Source organism: Pseudomonas sp. WPR_5_2 (assembly GCF_003634475.1).
Lineage (GTDB): Bacteria > Pseudomonadota > Gammaproteobacteria > Pseudomonadales > Pseudomonadaceae > Aquipseudomonas > Aquipseudomonas izuensis.
In genome coordinates, this window is record NZ_RBLA01000003.1 from 419664 (window position 1) to 436776 (window position 17113).

The 17113-nt window shown below is 60.7% G+C and carries 11 protein-coding genes; 7 read left to right on the forward strand and 4 right to left on the reverse strand.

All coding sequences use genetic code 11. The features are described from left to right. Positions 1-270: 270 nt before the first annotated feature. Positions 271-1134, forward strand: coding sequence for a DMT family transporter (locus BJ917_RS14570; protein WP_121103702.1), 864 nt, complete (start codon positions 271-273; stop codon positions 1132-1134). Positions 1135-1258: 124 nt separating this feature from the next. Here the strand turns inward: BJ917_RS14570 and BJ917_RS14575 are convergent, their stop codons facing one another. Next, complete coding sequence (locus BJ917_RS14575; RefSeq protein ID WP_096512955.1) at positions 1259-2167, reverse strand: DMT family transporter; 909 nt, start codon at positions 2165-2167, stop codon at positions 1259-1261. A 158-nt stretch (positions 2168-2325) separates the two neighbouring features. Here BJ917_RS14575 and aceK point away from each other — a divergent pair, with 158 nt between their 5' ends. From aceK to BJ917_RS14590, 3 genes are all read left to right on the forward strand, one after another. Continuing rightward, entirely contained in the window at positions 2326-4044 is a 1719-nt protein-coding gene (aceK, locus tag BJ917_RS14580) for a bifunctional isocitrate dehydrogenase kinase/phosphatase (RefSeq protein ID WP_096512954.1), read from the forward strand. Between the two features lie 188 nt (positions 4045-4232). Next, positions 4233-8144: an ATP-dependent RNA helicase HrpA gene (gene hrpA, locus BJ917_RS14585; protein WP_121103703.1), complete on the forward strand. Its 3912-nt coding sequence runs from the start codon at positions 4233-4235 to the stop codon at positions 8142-8144. 292 nt (positions 8145-8436) lie between these two features. After that, on the forward strand, positions 8437-9558 hold the full coding sequence (locus tag BJ917_RS14590; RefSeq protein WP_096512952.1) for a beta-ketoacyl-ACP synthase III: 1122 nt from the start codon (positions 8437-8439) through the stop codon (positions 9556-9558). 129 nt (positions 9559-9687) lie between these two features. Here the strand turns inward: BJ917_RS14590 and BJ917_RS14595 are convergent, their stop codons facing one another. Together BJ917_RS14595 and BJ917_RS14600 are read right to left on the reverse strand one after the other, a co-directional pair. Next, positions 9688-10737 carry a HAMP domain-containing sensor histidine kinase gene (locus BJ917_RS14595; RefSeq protein ID WP_096512951.1) on the reverse strand — a complete coding sequence of 350 codons (1050 nt, stop codon included), beginning with the start codon at positions 10735-10737 and terminating at the stop codon, positions 9688-9690. Further along, positions 10737-11495, reverse strand: coding sequence for a response regulator (locus tag BJ917_RS14600; protein WP_096512950.1), 759 nt, complete (start codon positions 11493-11495; stop codon positions 10737-10739). The genes BJ917_RS14595 and BJ917_RS14600 overlap by 1 nt, the downstream gene beginning before the upstream one ends. Positions 11496-11791: 296 nt before the next feature. Between BJ917_RS14600 and pyrF the strand changes: the two genes are divergently transcribed. Next, positions 11792-12490 carry an orotidine-5'-phosphate decarboxylase gene (pyrF, locus tag BJ917_RS14605; RefSeq protein ID WP_172901627.1) on the forward strand — a complete coding sequence of 233 codons (699 nt, stop codon included), beginning with the start codon at positions 11792-11794 and terminating at the stop codon, positions 12488-12490. A 139-nt stretch (positions 12491-12629) separates the two neighbouring features. Here pyrF and BJ917_RS14615 read toward each other — a convergent pair whose 3' ends face one another. Further along, entirely contained in the window at positions 12630-13634 is a 1005-nt protein-coding gene (locus BJ917_RS14615; protein ID WP_096512948.1) for an NADP-dependent oxidoreductase, read from the reverse strand. Positions 13635-13870: 236 nt separating this feature from the next. Here BJ917_RS14615 and BJ917_RS14620 point away from each other — a divergent pair, with 236 nt between their 5' ends. Further along, complete coding sequence (locus BJ917_RS14620) at positions 13871-14632, forward strand: SDR family oxidoreductase (protein WP_096512947.1); 762 nt, start codon at positions 13871-13873, stop codon at positions 14630-14632. A gap of 286 nt (positions 14633-14918) precedes the next feature. Beyond that, positions 14919-16268: a PLP-dependent aminotransferase family protein gene (locus BJ917_RS14625; RefSeq protein ID WP_121103704.1), complete on the forward strand. Its 1350-nt coding sequence runs from the start codon at positions 14919-14921 to the stop codon at positions 16266-16268. Positions 16269-17113 lie beyond the last annotated feature (845 nt).

A 17113-nucleotide genomic window follows, 5' to 3' on the forward strand; every position in this document is an offset into this window, starting at 1 on the left:
TCAGCCCATGCCTGCATCCCTCATCAACGCGGTAGTCGATTCAGCGGTCAACGCTGGCGTCGTGCCGTGCGGGAATCAGCAGCCTGTGCAGATCAGTCATTACCCTCCACCTGTCAGTAGCACGCCGGTGTGCGCAGTCGTATCACCGCCGGGCGTTGGCGTTTGGGGCTGATCAGCGTTTCTCTGCTGACTCCCTGCACCCGCCTGAAAAAAACTACTGAATTTCAGCTTCGGCTGAATTGGCACTTTGCCTGACTACAGGTGGTATTCATGTTTGTCCTTTCTCAAAAGTCCGCGCTCGCGGCGGCTTCCACGAGCCTGTTCGTCCTGCTGTGGAGCAGCGGGGCGATCTTCTCCAAATGGGGGCTGGCCCATGCGGCGCCCTTTGCCTTTCTGCTGGTGCGCTTTGTCATCGCCTTGTGCGGTTTGCTGTTGCTGGTGCCGTTGCTCAAGCTGAAGTTGCCCAAGGGCGTAAAACCGATGCTGTATGCGATGGCCACAGGGGTGGTGTTGCTGGGGGCTTATCAGATTTTCTATCTGCTGGCCCTCGACCTGAAAGTCACGCCGGGCGTGATGGCGACGATCATGGGCGTGCAGCCGATTCTTACGGTGGTGATCATGGAACGTCAGCGATCGGCGAGCCGGATGTTTGGTCTGTCGCTCGGTCTGGCCGGGTTGATCATGGTGGTTTATCAGGGCATCGGTCTGGCCGGCATGTCGTTGGCCGGGATGCTCTTTGGTTTGCTGGCGCTGGCGAGCATGACGTTCGGCTCCATCATGCAGAAGCGCATCACCGACAATCCCCTCGGCACACTGCCGGTGCAATACCTCGCGGGTTTATTGCTTTGCGGGATCTTCGTGCCGTTCCAGCCGTTTCACTTCGAGCACAACAGCGGGTTTATCGTACCGGTGTTGTGGATGGGGCTGGTGGTGTCGGTACTGGCGACCCTGTTGCTGTACCGCTTGATCGCCCGAGGCAACCTGGTGAATGTCACCAGTCTGTTTTACCTGGTGCCGGCGGTGACGGCAGTGATGGACTACCTGTTTTTCGGTAATCGACTGGCGACGTTGAGCATGCTGGGCATGCTGTTGATCATCGTTGGCCTGGTGTTCGTGTTCCGTAAAACCGCGTAAACCCGCGTTGTAGTTTTCGGTGATGGAACCACCGCCTTCGCGAGCAGGCTCGCTCCCACAAGGTTTGGTTACAACCTGTGGGAGCGAGCCTGCTCGCGAAGGCGTCATCAACCTCACCGCGAAATTATCGGGCTGACACTTGAGCCTGCTTCACCACGGCCGGCTTCAACACCAACCACAACGCCGCTGCAATCAACACCCCACCATAAATGTGCGCCATCGACAGCGGCTCATCGAGAAACATCGCCCCCCACAACACCCCGAACAGCGGAATCAGGAAGGTCGTGGTCATCGATTTCACCGGGCCAATCGAGCTCAGCAGCCGGAAATAAATAATGTAGGCAAACGCCGTGCAACCCAGCCCCAGGCCCAGCAGCGACAGCCAAACGTTCCAGCCGCCCCAGCTCGCCGGTGGCTGGCTGATCACGCTGTAACCGAACAACGGCAACAGGAACAACGTCGCGCCGAGCATGCTGCCCAGTGCCGACAAGCGGCTGTCCAAACCACCGGCCTGATCGAGCCAGCGCCGGGCCAGGAATCCGGCAAAACCGTAGCATGTGGTGGCGAGCAGGCAGGCGACGGCCCCCATCAACAACCCGAGATCGAACGCCACCGGGCCCGCGCGGGTCAGCACACCGACGCCGAACAGCCCGAGAAAAACTCCGCCGAGTTTCGCGGCGGTGAGTCTTTCATGGAAAAACAGCCCGCCGATCAGCACGCCCATCAGCGGCGTGGTGGCGTTGAAAATCGACGAGTAACCGGCGGGCAGCACCTGTGCTGCAACGGAGTACAAGGTCGCCGGGATGCCGGAGTTGATCACCCCGAGCAGCATCACGGTCTTGAGTTTGCCTTTGAAATCCCAGCTGATGCGCATCAAGCCAAGAATCACCAGCAACCCGGCGGCGGCAATCGATACGCGGAAAAAAGCGGTAGGGATGCTGCCAATCACCGGGGCGATAATGCGCATGAACAGAAAACTCGCACCCCAAATGGCCGCCAGTGACAGTAAACGGAAAATATCGATGGGGTTCACAGTGCGTTCCTTCCTTGAGGGAGGGGCGAAAGTGTTGCTGAGTGCATGATCGATGGCAACCGAAAACCGGGCGTTTAATTCGCTGGAAAATTACGCTTCTCCTGCACCCGCTTCACTGGCTAAGCTCAGGGCTCACAAATTCCCGCAGAGGTCTCACTATGCCGCAGCATTGGCCAGCCGCCGACATCGCCCGATTGATCCTCGATGGCTTTGACGATTACCGCGAGCATTTCCGCCAGATCACTGACGGCGCCCGGGCGCGCTTCGAGCAGGCCCTGTGGCAGGAGACGCAGGTCGCCTCGGCGGCACGGATCAACCTCTATGAAGAAAAGGTCAGTGAAACGGTCGAGCGGCTGCGCATCGCATTCGACAGCGACACGCTGGATGTCAGCTGTTGGCCACTGGTCAAAAACGCCTACATCAGCCTGATCGACCTGCGTTTCGACGATGAACTGTCAGAGACCTGGTACAACTCGATTTTCTGCGGGCTGTTCAGCCATGACCTGATCAGCGACGGCTGCATGTTCATTCACACCACCCGGCCGAGCCTGCGGCGGGCCAGGGCCGCGCAAACCCGCACCTATAAACCCCAGGGTCAATTGTCGGGCATGCTGGCGAGCATCTTTGCCGACTACCGCTTCAGCGAGGATTACGCCGACCTGCCCGGTGACCTGCGCCGCCTCGAAGTGCAACTGCGCGAGAACCTGCCGGACTGGGTGTGCAAGGACCCGGATTTGAGCGTCGAGCTGTTTTCCTCGGTGCTCTACCGCAACAAGGGCGCGTATCTGGTGGGGCGTATCTACACCGCCGATGAGCAATGGCCGCTGGCGATCCCGCTGCTGCACCGCGAAGGTCGCGGCATTCAGATCGACGCGCTGATCACCGACGAAGCTGACGTATCGATCATTTTCTCCTTCACCCGCTCGTATTTCATGGTGGATGTGCCGGTGCCGGCGGAGTTCATCGGCTTTCTCAGGCGCATCCTGCCAGGCAAGCACATCGCCGAGCTGTACACTTCGATCGGCTTTTACAAGCACGGCAAGTCCGAGTTCTACCGGGCGCTGATCAATCACCTGGCCAATACCGACGACCAGTTCATCATGGCGCCGGGCGTGCGCGGCATGGTGATGACGGTGTTCACCCTGCCGGGGTTCAACACCGTATTCAAAATCATCAAGGACCGTTTTTCGCCGTCGAAAAACGTCGACCGCGCCACCGTGATCGAAAAGTATCGGCTGGTGAAAAGCGTCGATCGCGTAGGGCGCATGGCCGATACCCAGGAGTTTGCCGACTTCCGTTTCCCGCTGAGCAAATTCGATCCGGCCTGCCTGGAGGAACTGCTGGAAGTCGCGCCGTCCACGGTGTCGGTCGAAGGTGACACCGTGTTGATCCGCCACTGCTGGACCGAACGGCGGATGACGCCATTGAACCTGTACCTGGAAAATGCCAGCGAGGCGCAGGTTCGCGAGGCGTTGGAAGATTACGGTCTGGCGATCAAGCAATTGGCGGCGGCGAACATTTTTCCCGGCGACATGCTGCTGAAGAATTTTGGCGTCACCCGTCATGGTCGCGTGGTGTTCTACGACTATGACGAGATTTGCTTCCTCACCGAAGCCAACTTCCGTCACATTCCGGCACCGCGTACGCCCGAAGATGAAATGGCTTCGGAGCCGTGGTACTCAATCGGACCGCTGGACGTGTTCCCGGAAGAGTTTCCACCGTTCCTGTTTGCCGATGCCGGGCAGCGCAAGTTATTCGATCAGTTGCATGGCGAGTTGTACAACGCCGATTACTGGAAAAGCCTGCAAGAGGCGATTCGGGCGGGGAAGGTGATCGATGTGTTCCCGTATCGGCGCAAGGGCCTTGATAACGAATAACGCCACAACCCCTCCTGTAGGAGCGAGCTTGCTCGCGATGGTCGTTAACGGTGACGCGGGAAACCTGACACCCCGTGGCGTTCTTGAGTTCATCGCGAGCAAGCTCGCTCCTACAAGGGATCTCGTTCATCGTTCAAATCTGCGACAATCGCGCCCTTGCGCCACTAGACGACTGAATTGCGTACCCGATGACCGACGAATCGCCCTCCATCGACAAACTGCTGAAAAACCTCGATCACGCCATGCTCGCCGACCGCCACCGGCTGCGGCGGCAGTTGCTTGAGCTGCGCAAGAAACCCGATGAGGCCAAATTGGCCCAGTGGGTGGCGCGCATGCAGGCGTCCTGTGACCAGGTGCTGGCGCGCAAGGCCAGCCTGCCAGTGATTCGTTACGACGACAGCCTGCCGATCGCCGCCAAGCGCGACGAAATCAAGAAGGCGCTGGAAAAGCATCAGGTGCTGATCATCGCCGGCGAAACCGGCTCGGGTAAAACCACCCAGCTGCCGAAGATCTGCCTGGAAATCGGTCGCGGCCAGCATGGCCTGATCGGCCACACCCAGCCGCGCCGGATTGCCGCGCGCAGCGTTGCGAGTCGGGTGGCCGAAGAGCTGGGCACGCCGTTGGGCGCGCTGGTCGGTTATCAGGTGCGGTTCGAGGATCAGAGCGATTCCAACACCCTGATCAAGCTGATGACCGACGGTATTTTGCTGGCGGAAACCCAGAACGATCGCTATCTGGAACGCTACGACACGATCATCGTCGACGAAGCCCACGAACGCAGCCTCAACATCGACTTCCTGCTCGGTTATCTGAAAACCCTGCTGCCGCGCCGTCCGGACCTGAAAGTCATCATCACCTCGGCGACCATCGACCTGGAGCGCTTCTCCAAACACTTCGACGATGCACCGATAGTCGAGGTCTCCGGCCGAACCTTCCCGGTGGACACCTGGTATCGCCCGCTGACCCTGGAGCAGGACGAAGAGGGCAACCGCGTCGAAGACGACCTGACCGTGGATCAGGCGATTCTCGCCACTCTCGACGAAATCGCCGCCTATGAGCGCAGCGAACGCCGTAGTCCCGGCGACGTGCTGGTGTTCTTGCCCGGCGAGCGCGAGATTCGCGACGCCGCCGACATGTTGCGCAAGGCCCAGCTCAAGCACACCGAGATCCTGCCGCTGTACGCGCGCTTGTCGCCGGCCGAGCAGCAGCGGATTTTCCAGTCGCATCCGGGGCGTCGTGTGGTCCTGGCGACGAACGTCGCGGAAACCTCGCTCACGGTGCCGGGCATTCGCTACGTGATCGACAGCGGCACCGCGCGCATCAGCCGCTACAGCTACCGCGCCAAGGTTCAGCGCCTGCCCATCGAAGCGATTTCCCAGGCCAGCGCCAACCAGCGCAAGGGCCGTTGCGGACGGGTCGAGCCGGGCATCTGCGTGCGGCTGTACAGCGAAGAAGATTTCCTTGGGCGTCCGGAATTTACCGATCCGGAAATCCTGCGCACCAACCTCGCGGCCGTTATCTTGCAGATGCTGCACCTGCGCCTTGGCGAAGTGACTGCGTTTCCGTTCATCGAGCCGCCGGATGGCAAGGCCATCAGCGATGGTTACAACCTGCTGCAAGAACTCTCGGCGGTGGACCGCAACAGCCAGTTGACCCCGCTCGGTCGCCAGCTGGCACGGCTGCCCGTGGACCCGCGCATGGGGCGCATGCTGCTGGAAGCGGCGAAGCTCGGCAGCTTGCAGGAAGTGCTGATCGTCGCCAGCGCCATGTCGATCCAGGACCCGCGCGAACGCCCGCCGGAACGCCAGCAAGCGGCGGACCAGGCCCATGCACAATGGAAAGACGCCGACTCGGACTTCGCCGGGCTGGTCAACCTGTGGCGGGGTTTCGAAGAGCAGCGCCAGGCATTGACCGCCAGCCCGCTGCGCAACTGGTGCCGAAAGAATTTCCTCAACTACCTGCGTTTGCGCGAGTGGCGTGATTCCCATCGACAGTTGAGCCTGATCTGCCGCGACATGCAGCTGAGCCTCAACAAAGAGCCGGCGGATTACCCAAAACTGCACAAAGCGGTGCTGGTGGGGTTGCTCAGCCAGATCGGCCAGAAGACCGAAGACGGCGATTACCTCGGTGCCCGCCAGCGGCGCTTCTGGATTCATCCCTCATCGGGGATCGGCAAAAAACGTCCGCAATGGTTGATGACCGCCGAACTGGTGGAAACCACCAAACTCTATGCGCGCATGGTGGCGAAGATCGACGCCGACTGGATCGAACCGCTGGCCGGGCACCTGATCAAGAAAAATCACTTCGAGCCCCATTGGGAGAAGAAGCGCGGCCAGGTGGTCGCCTTCGAGCAGATCACCCTGTTCGGGTTGATCGTGGTCGGACGCCGCCCGGTACATTACGGGCCGGTAGACCCGGTGGTGTCGCGGGAGCTGTTTATCCGCGAAGGGCTGGTGCGTGGCGAGATCCAGTCCAAGGCCAAGTGCCTGACAGCGAACAAACAGTTGCTGGAGCAGCTCGATGAGCTGGAAGCCAAGGCTCGTCGTCGCGACATCCTCGCTGATGAGGAAACCCTGTACGCCTTCTACGATGCGCGGCTACCGGCGGAGATTCACCAGACCGCGACCTTCGACAGCTGGTACCGGATCAATAGCCAGAAAGACCCGCAGCTGCTGATCATGCGCGAAGAAGACGTGCTCGCCCGCGAAGCGAGTGAAGTCACTGCCCAACACTATCCGGACACCCTGCACATCGGCGATCTGGAGTTGGCGCTGAGTTACCACTTCGAACCGAACCACCCGCGCGACGGCGTGACCCTGCGTGTACCCGCGCCGCTGTTGCCGATGCTGCCGCCGGAACGTCTGGAATGGCTGGTGCCGGGTGTCATCGAAGCCAAATGCATTGCGCTGGTGCGTAACCTGCCCAAGGCCCTGCGCAAGAACTTCGTGCCGGTGCCGGACTTCGTCAAGGCTGCCTTGCAGCGCATGACCTTTGCCGAGGGGTCGTTGCCCCAGACCTTGGGTCGCGAGCTGCTGCGCATGACCGGCGCTCGTGTCAGCGATGAAGCCTGGGCCGAAGCGGCACAACAGGTGGAGAACCATCTGCGCATGAACCTGGAAATCGTCGACGCTCAGGGCAAGTTCCTGGGTGAAGGCCGAGATCTGGCCGAACTGACGGCGCGCTTCGCCGAAGCCAGCCAAGCGGCGCTGGCCGTACCGCAAACCGCGAAAAGCCAGCAACCGGTGGAGCCGAAAGTGTTCGCCGCCGTGGCCGAGAAAACCCAGCAAAAGATTGCCGGGCTGTCGATGACGGTCTACCCGGCGCTGGTGGAGGAGGGCGGTACGGTCAAGGAAGGGCGTTTTTCCACGCCGGCTGAAGCCGAGTTCCAGCACCGACGCGCTCTGCAGCGCTTGCTGATGCAGCAACTGGCGGAACCGGCGAAGTTCTTGCGCAGCAAGCTGCCGGGCCTGACCGAACTCGGTTTGCTGTACCGCGACATGGGGCGCGTTGACGCGCTGGTGGAAGACATTCTGCTGGCCAGCCTCGACAGCTGCATTCTCGACGGCGAAGACCCGTTGCCCCGTGATGGCGCCGGGCTGGCGTCGCTGGCCGAGCGCAAGCGCGGTGCCTGGACCGAACACGCCGAACGCGTGGCGAAGCTGACTCTGGAAATCCTCAAGCTCTGGCATGGTCTGCAAAAACGCTTCAAGGGCAAGATCGACCTGGCGCAAGCCGTGGCCCTGAACGACATCAAGCAGCAGCTCAGCCATCTGGTGTATCCGGGCTTTGTTCGCGAAACACCGATGCAATGGCTTAAGGAATTGCCGCGTTACCTCAAGGCCATCGAGCAGCGCTTTGAAAAGCTCGGATCTCAGGTGCAGAAGGACCGGGTATGGAGTGGCGAATTGGCCAATCTCTGGACTCAGTACCAGACCCGCGCCAACAAGCACGCCCAGGAAGGCAAGCGCGATCCGCAACTCGAGCTTTATCGCTGGTGGCTGGAGGAGTACCGGGTGTCGCTGTTCGCCCAGCAACTGGGAACCAAGGTGCCCATCTCCGACAAGCGCCTGAGCAAGCAGTGGACCCAGGTCGAGCCCTGAGCGGAAAACCTGTAGGAGCAAAGCTTGCTCGCGATAGCGATCTCAGGGACGCCATCGCGAGCAAGCTTTGCTCCCACAGGAATTGCGTTGTGCTTGAGAAAGGCGCCAAAAGCTGACGTTTATGGCAAACTTCGCGACCATAAACGCCGTTTTCGCGACCCAGAGCCTTCGGCCATGTTGCGTGACGGAATGAAGCGATGCCAGGTTTGCGTCCCCAGGATGGGAATAGACCCTTTGTGTATTGGTACTTCGGTGCCAATGCTTTCTGCCTGAACAGATTAGAGACACGACCATGCATAACGTCGTCATCAGCGGCACCGGCCTTTACACTCCGGCCAACAGCATCTCCAACGAAGAGCTGGTGCAGTCTTTCAATACGTATGTAGCGCAATTCAACGCCGACAACGCCGATGCCATTGCTCGCGGTGAAATCGAAGCGTTGACCGAATCCAGTGCGGCGTTCATCGAAAAAGCCTCCGGTATCAAGAGTCGCTATGTCATGGACAAGGACGGCATCCTCGACCCTCAACGCATGGCGCCGCGCCTGCCGGAGCGTTCCAACGACGAGTGGTCGGTACTTTGCCAAATGGCCATCGGCGCGGCCGAACAAGCCTTGCAACGCGCGGGCAAGACTGCGGCGGATATCGACGGCGTGATCGTCGCCTGTTCCAACCTGCAACGCGCCTACCCGGCGATCGCCATTGAAGTTCAGGAAGCGCTGGGCATCCAGGGTTTCGGTTTCGACATGAACGTGGCGTGTTCTTCGGCCACCTTCGGTATCCAGACCGCCGCCAACAGCGTCCAGCTGGGCCAGGCCCGGGCGATCCTGATGGTCAACCCGGAAGTCTGCACTGGCCACCTGAATTTCCGCGACCGCGACAGCCACTTCATCTTCGGTGACGCGGCCACTGCGGTGATCATCGAGCGCGCCGACCAGGCCACGTCCAAGTATCAGTTCGACATCGTCAGCACCAAGCTGCTGACCAAGTTCTCCAACAACATCCGCAACAACTTCGGCTTCCTCAACCGCGCAGCGGAAGAGGGCGTTGGTGCCAGGGACAAACTGTTTGTCCAGGAAGGTCGCAAGGTGTTCAAGGAAGTCTGCCCGATGGTTGCCGAGCTGATCGGTGCACATCTGGAAGAGAACCAGCTCAACATCAGCGATGTGAAGCGCTTCTGGCTGCACCAGGCCAACCTCAGCATGAACCACCTGATCGTCAAGAAGCTGCTGGGCCGCGATGCCACAGAGCAGGAAGCCCCGGTGATTCTGGACACCTACGCCAACACCAGCTCCGCCGGTTCCGTGATTGCGTTTCACAAGAATCAGGACGACCTTCCGGCGGGTTCGCTGGCGGTGCTCAGCTCGTTTGGCGCCGGTTACTCGATCGGTAGCGTGATTTTGCGCAAGCGCTGAGTCTTCAGCTCACCCGGAACCCTGTGGGAGCAAAGCTTGCTCGCGATGGCGGACATTCAGTCGACATCTCTATTGAATGTGCCGACGTAATCGCGAGTAAGCTTTGCTCCTACAGGGGGGAGTGATTTTTCAGGTTCGCGGCAAGCGAATGACCGCAGTCAACCCGCCCCCCGGGGTTTCTTCCAGGCTCAACTGCCCACCCAGCCGTTCCGCCGCTTCGCGGGCGATGGTCATCCCCAGGCCGACGCCACCGGAATTGCGATTGCGCGAACCTTCCAGGCGAAAGAACGGTTCGAACACCGCTTCGCGTTGCTCCGCGGCGATTCCCGGCCCGTGGTCAATGACCCGAATCAGCAGATGTTCGCGATGGTCTTCCAGGGAGATCAGCGCCTGGCCGGCATAACGCAAGGCGTTGTCCAGCAGGTTGTTGACGCAGGAGCGCAACGCCATCGGCTGAACTTGCAGCGGCGCGCAGTGGCCGCTGGCCTGAACATCGGCACCCTGGTCCTGGGCGTTTTCGCTCAGGGACTCCACCAACGCCTGCACATCCATCCACTGCGGCGCCTCACTGGTGCGCTGTTCGTGCAGGTAAGTGAGGGTGGCATCGAGCATGCTGATCATGTCGTCCAGGTCTTGGCGCATCTGGCCCTGCAACCTGTCATCGTCGATCTGTTCCAGCCGCAGCTTGAGCCGCGACAGCGGCGTGCGCAGGTCGTGGGACACCGCGCCGAGCATCCGTGAGCGTTGTTTTACTTGCTCGATGATGCGTCGCTGCATTTTGTTGAAGGTGTGCGCCGCTTGCCGCGCTTCCCGTGGGCCGGACTCCTCCAGTGGCGGGCTGTCGAGGTTTTCGCTCAGGCGCTCGGCCGCGTCGCTCAGCCGCTGAATCGGCCGGCTCAGTAATTTGGCGCCATACCAGGCGGCGATGATCAGTGAGATCAATTGAAACGTCAGCGGTACCAGCGGCCCGCCGAACCACGGCCGGGGTGGCCGATTGGCGAAACGCGGGGCCGGTGGCGGGATTTGGCCGTCAAAGCCTTCGGAGAACGCGGGTGGCGGCGGAGGGGGTGGTGGGCCGTAATGGTGAAACCAGGCAAAGGCCAGCAAATGCGCGAGGATGATCGCCAGCAACAGCACGCCAAACAGGCGGCCGAACAGCGTATCGAAGCGCCCGCGCATCAGCCGATGTCCCGGGCGTCGAACAGGTAACCTTCGCCGCGCACGGTTTTGATCAGTTGTGGTGCTTTCGGGTCATCACCGAGTTTCTGCCGCAGGCGTGACACCAGCAGGTCAATGCTGCGATCAAAGGCTTCGATCGAGCGGCCGCGGGCGGCGTCCAGCAATTGTTCGCGGCTCAGCACCCGGCGCGGACGTTCAATGAACACCCAGAGCAGGCGAAATTCGGCGTTGGACAGCGGCACCACCAGGCCATCGGCGGCAATCAACTGGCGCAGTACGCTGTTGAGCCGCCAGTTGTCGAAACGGATGTTCGCCCGTTGTTCGGTGCGATCATCGCGTACCCGGCGCAGGATGGTCTGGATGCGCGCCACCAGCTCCCGGGGTTCGAACGGCTTGGCCATGTAATCGTCGGCGCCCAGTTCCAGGCCGATGATCCGGTCGGTGGGTTCGCAACGGGCCGTGAGCATCAGAATCGGGATGTCCGACTCGGCGCGCAGCCAGCGGCACAGCGACAGGCCGTCTTCGCCGGGCAGCATCAGGTCCAGCACCACCACGTCGAAATGTTCCGCCTGCATGGCCAGGCGCATGGCCGCGCCATCGGTGACGCCGCTGGCGTGGATATTGAACCGGGCCAGGTAGTCGATCATCAGTTCGCGGATCGGGACGTCATCGTCGACGATCAGGGCGCGAATGCTCCAGCGTTTGTCGTCGCCAGGCGCTTTTTGCTCGTCGTTCACAGGTGCGTGGGTGTTGTGCATGCGTGCGTTCATCTGCCAGGTTGGCTGCCAACCACAAAGATAGGCCGCGAGGGAGTGGTTCCAGCATAGGCGTCCGGCCCGGGGGCGGGAAGTGCTGTTGTAAGGGCTTATTGCGGCTGGCGAGGGTAGCGGGAGAGGGTGTTGTGGGCATGTCAGCTATGTACCAGGTTCGACACAATGGCCGCAAAGGCTAGTCTTGCCTGAGCGATCTTGACGATTTACCGATCATCGGGTCCCGCAGCGGCGCTGGTTCCGCTACAATGCGCGCCGATTTCGACTTGCCTGAGAGCCCACTCATGTCCGCCTGCCAGACTCCTATCATCGTCGCCCTGGATTTCCCCACCCGTGACGCCGCACTGAAGCTGGCCGATCAGTTGGACCCGAAGCTGTGCCGGGTCAAAGTCGGTAAGGAACTGTTCACCAGCTGTGCATCGGAAATCGTTGGCACCCTGCGTGACAAGGGCTTCGAAGTGTTCCTGGACCTCAAGTTCCACGACATCCCCAACACCACCGCCATGGCCGTCAAGGCTGCAGCGGAAATGGGCGTGTGGATGGTCAACGTGCACTGCTCCGGTGGCCTGCGCATGATGGCAGCGTGCCGTGAGGTGCTGGACAAGCGCAGTGGCCCGCAGCCGCTGCTGATCGGCGTAACCGTGCTGACCAGTATGGAGCGCGAGGATCTGGCCGGTATCGGCCTGGATATCGAGCCGCAGGAACAGGTGCTGCGCCTGGCTGCCCTGGCGGAAAAAGCCGGAATGGACGGCCTGGTGTGCTCGGCCCTGGAAGCCCAAGCCCTGAAGTCGGCGCACCCATCGCTGCAACTGGTGACCCCGGGTATTCGCCCGGCCGGCAGCGCCCAGGATGACCAGCGCCGCATTCTGACCCCGCGTCAAGCCCTGGAAGCCGGTTCCGACTACCTGGTGATCGGCCGTCCGATCAGCCAGGCGGCGGACCCGGCGCAGGCGTTGGCCGACGTGGTGGCCGAACTCGCCTGATCAAACGCTGAACAACCCATTGTGGGAGCGAGCCTGCTCGCGAAGAGGGAGTGTCAGCCGACATCAATGTTGACTGATACACCGCTTTCGCGAGCAGGCTCGCTCCCACAGTTGTTTGGTGGTGATTTTGGTTATTGGGTTAGACCTTCAGCACCAACTTCCCGAAGTTCTCACCGCTGAACAACTTCATCAGCGTCTCCGGGAACGTCTCCAGTCCTTCCACGATGTCTTCCTTGCTCTTGAGCTGACCCTGGGCCATCCAGCCGGCCATCTCCTGCCCGGCGGCGGCGAACTGCGCGGCGTAATCCATCACTACAAAGCCTTCCATCCGCGCGCGGTTGACCAGTAGCGCCAGATAGTTGGCCGGACCCTTGACCGCTTCCTTGTTGTTGTACTGACTGATGGCGCCGCAGATCACTACCCGCGCTTTCATGTTCAAGCGGCTCAGCACCGCGTCGAGAATGTCGCCGCCGACGTTATCGAAGTACACATCGACGCCTTTAGGGCATTCGCGCTTGAGGCCGGCGATGACGTCTTCGTTCTTGTAGTCGATGGCGCCGTCGAATCCCAATTCATCGATCAGGAATTGGCACTTGTCCGCGCCGCCAGCGATGCCGACTACGCGGCAGCCCTTGATCTTGGCAATCTGCCCGGCAATGCTGCCCACCGCGCCGGCTGCGCCCGACAGCACCACGGTCTCGCCAGCCTTGGGTGCGCCGACGTCGAGCAGGGCGAAGTAAGCGGTCATGCCGGTCATGCCCAGCGCGGACAAGTAACGCGGCAGCGGTGCCAGTTTCGGATCGACCTTGTAGAAGCCACGCGGCTCACCGAGGAAATAATCCTGCACCCCCAGCGCCCCGTTGACGTAGTCCCCGACCGCGAACCCAGGGTTGTTCGAGGCCACGACCTTGCCGACACCCAGGGCGCGCATCACTTCACCCAGACCCACCGGCGGGATGTAGGACTTGCCCTCATTCATCCAGCCGCGCATGGCCGGGTCCAGCGAGAGGTATTCGTTTTTGACCAGGATCTGACCCGCAGCCGGCTCGCCGACCGGTACTTCCTGATAGGTGAAGGTCTCGCGGGTAGCCGCGCCAACGGGACGCTTGGCAAGCAGGAACTGGCGGTTGGTCTGGGTAGTCATGACAGGCGCTCAAGATGAATGAAGCCTTGTTGATAGCCCTTCATGGGCGATGCCGCAAGTTTGGCTGATACGGCGAATGCAGGTTGATCCAGAGCAGTGATAGTTAGTACGGCAGTCCCATCACTGCAACTCATGGGGGTTCAACCGGCCTTTTGATAGTGCTGCCGCGACAGGGCTCGCCGTGGCTAGACTGAAAAAATCCGATCTCCCGTAAACTTCTCTTCGAGGACATAACAATGAGCATGACGTTTTCCGGCCAGGTCGCCGTAGTGACGGGCGCCGCCAACGGTATTGGTCGCGCGACTGCCCAGGCGTTCGCCGCCGAGGGCTTGAAGGTGGTTGTGGCTGACATGGATACGGCAGGCGGCGAGGGGACGGTGGCGTTGATTCGGACGGCGGGCGGCGAAGCGACCTTCGTGCGCTGCAACGTCACTGTGGAAAACGACGTGAAAAACCTGATGGCGGAGGTGGTCAATACCTACGGCCGTCTCGACTATGCCTTCAACAATGCCGGTATCGAGATTGAAAAGGGCAAGCTGGCCGAAGGCACCGTCGACGAGTTCGATGCGATCATGGGCGTCAACGTCAAAGGTGTCTGGTTATGCATGAAGTACCAATTGCCGCTGCTGCTGGCCCAGGGGGGCGGCGCCATCGTCAATACCGCCTCGGTGGCCGGTCTCGGTGCCGCGCCGAAAATGAGTATCTACGCCGCCTCCAAGCACGCGGTGATCGGCCTGACCAAATCGGCGGCCATTGAATACGCCAAGAAAAAGATCCGGGTCAACGCGGTATGCCCGGCGGTGATCGACACCGACATGTTCCGTCGCGCCTATGAAGCCGACCCGAAGAAAGGCGAGTTCGCCAATGCCATGCACCCGGTGGGCCGTATCGGCAAGGTCGAGGAAATCGCCAGCGCGGTGCTGTACCTGTGCAGCGATGGCGCAGCGTTCACCACCGGGCACTCACTGGCTGTGGATGGTGGGGTTACGGCGTTCTGAAGCCACGCGCTGATACGCGGTCAAAATCGAACCTGTGGGAGCGAGCCTGCTCGCGAAGAGGGAGTGTCAGGCAACATCAATGTTGTCTGATACACCGCTTTCGCGAGCAGGCTCGCTCCCACAGGTTTTTCCTTTTCTGGAATAGGGCCTTTCCATGGTTCCTTGGAGACGGCTGGCAGTGTGTTTCAAATGATTGAAACCGGTGATCCTGACGGCGTTGTCGCACATCCCGGCCAACACTCCTGTGATTTACTGGTTTGCGCAAACCAACAGGAGTTGCTCGCTCATGGAATTGAGAATCGATCGACGGGCCTTGGTGCCAGTCGTGCAGCAAATCGTTGACGCGTTAACCTGCTGGATCCGTTGCAATGACGTAGCCCCCGGCACGCGTTTGCTTTCCGTGCGGAAAATCGCGCACATCAATTTGCTCAGTCAATCTTGTGTCGTCGAAGCCTGTGAGCGATTGGTCGTAAAAGGGGTGCTGGAGTCGCGTCATGCCGCCGGTTACGTCGTGGCTTCTCCAGTTTCGAGCTCGGCGCGGCAAACGCACACGCCCTTGTGCCAGTTGCCATTGGGCGATGGCGGCTTGCCCGAAAGCTGGCGCGAGACGGACGATCTGGCGTACGCAATCCGAGAGGTCAGTCGCACTGACATGGCCAGTTTGTTCAACTACAGTTCGCCGTTGGGCCTGCCCGCTTTGCGTCAACAGATACTGAAGTGGCTGAAACAGCGGAAAATCAATGTCGAAGACAGTCGAATCCTGACGACGGCGGGGGCCAGTCAGGGGCTGGACCTGATCGTGCGGACGCTGTTTAAACCGGGAGACTGCGTGGTGGTGGAAAGCCCCGGTTACCCAGCGTTGTTCGATCTGCTCAACCTGCACGGTATCAGCATGCTTGAGGTCCCACGAACTCCCTGCGGGCCGGACCTGGCCGCGTTGGAAGCGCTGATGCTCAAGCACCGTCCTCGCGGATTGTTCATCAACAGCTTCCATCACAATCCGACCGGTTGCAGCCTGACGCCCGAGGTGGCGCAGCGGGTTTTGCACATGGCGAAAGAACGGGGCGTGCAGGTGATCGAAGACGATGTTTATGCGGACCTGCACAGCGGCCCCGGCAAGCGCCTTGCCGCACTGGATGACGGAGTGATCTATGTAGGCAGCTATTCAAAAACCCTCAGCAGTTCCTTGCGGGTCGGTTTTGTAGTCGCCAGTGTCCAGATGATTGTGCGATTGGCCGAGGTCAAGATGATCAGCAGCATGGGCGCCTCGCGATTTTGCGAGTCGGTGGTGGCCTGCCTGTTGGCTAACGGCACCTATCGCCAATTGGTGCAGCGTCAGCGGCAGCGCTTGAACAGTGAACGCCAGGTGATATTGCAACTGCTCGAAGACGCCGGGTGGGAGGTGTTTGGCAAGCCTGTAGGAGGCCTGTTCATCTGGGCGCGGTCGCGGATGCAGGACGACGCTCAAGTGCGGGTTCAGGCCCGACGCTTCGGCGTCTTGCTGTCATCGACGACGGCCTTTAGCCCCACCGGCGCGGCCACTGACTGGCAGCGCATCAATGTGGCCTGTGCTTGTGATCCGCGAGCCCGGGCGTTTTTTCAGGCTACCGCTCCGGATCGACCTCAAGCGTTCTGAAAACGACGCAGACGTAGCTTTTTGCCATTATTCCGACGCCAGAGACTTGTGTTGCCACAGGCCCATTGCGAATCTCCGTCTACAGACTATGGCAGGGGACTAAGTGCAATGATTTCGGCCGTGCAAGGACGTTTTGCCAACCTCGGTATGGCAAAAAAACTGGGTATCGGGTTTGTGCTGGTGCTGTTGTTGACCGCCCTGGTGGCGGCTATCGGCGTGTGGTCCCTGCAAACCATCAGCCAGCGCTTCGACGGGCTCAAGCAGATGTCGTCGCTCAACAGCGGTTTGCTGAAGGTACGCCTGCTGGAGCAGGAGTATGCCTTGCACGGCAACTCGAAAACCGCTGACGCCCTGCACGAAGGCGTTGATGGCTTGATCGCCCTGGCCAACCAGCTCAAGACTGAATCTGCTGCGAACGTGCCGGTGATGAATGATGTCGAGCAGTCTCTCGGCGCCTACCGCAAGGCGTTCGACGAGTTTGTCTCGCTCAGTCAGGCCAAGGACCTGGCGCTGGAAATGGCCAGTTGGTCGGTCTCCAGCGTGGCCAATAACCTCGACGTGCTGCAGGCCGGGCTGGCCGATGACGGTACCTACACCCTGAAAAACTCAGAGGGCAAGGACGGTGCGCAATTCATCGAACAGGCCAGTCAGGTCAGTCAGGTGTCCCGGTTGATGCTGCAAGCCATGAACGAAGCGCGTGTGCGCCTGGACCAGAGCCGCAAGGGCGATGACAGCGCGGGGCAAGGCAAGATCGAGCAGGCGAGCCAGGCGTTGACCCAGGCCGAACAACTGAAAACCACGGTCAAGGATGAGGGGTACCAGACAGTCCTCAATGAAGTGATCGG